At 77.7% G+C, this 354-nt stretch carries 1 protein-coding gene; it reads right to left on the bottom strand.

Features of this window, described 5'->3' with window-relative positions; all coding sequences use genetic code 11:
- Positions 1-354, bottom strand: a 354-nt coding sequence (locus tag SB658_RS22475) for a hypothetical protein (protein ID WP_410602434.1), incomplete at both ends; no start/stop codon positions are given.

Raw genomic sequence — 354 nt, 5'->3', positions numbered from 1 at the left:
CCTCATCCGCCTCGAGCGACACGAGCGAGCTCGCCGCCGGACTCGCGGTCGCCATCTGCACGCCGCCGACCGCCGCTGCCGCGACCACGGCGACGACGGCGAGCGCACCGACCGACGTGGCCAGCGGATCCCAGCGCCGACGGGAGCGCTTCGCGGGACGCCCGGCATCCGCAGACCCGGCCGCGATCGGCGCGGCGTTCTGCGCGGCGACCTCGCCCCGGCGCATCAGTTCGTTCGTGTCCGCCAGCGGCCGCACGGGGCCGCGCGTGTCGCGGGGCTCGCCGATCATCTCCCGCAGGCGCCGGACCGTGTGATGGTCGTCCAGCGGCGCGCGCCCGGACGCACCGTCGCGCG

Origin of the sequence: Bacillus sp. SIMBA_008 (assembly GCF_046535495.1) — a bacterium.
Lineage (GTDB): Bacteria > Bacillota > Bacilli > Bacillales > Bacillaceae > Bacillus > Bacillus subtilis.
Note: the sequence above shows the minus strand (reverse complement) of the source record. Positions and strands in the feature narration are given on the sequence as shown.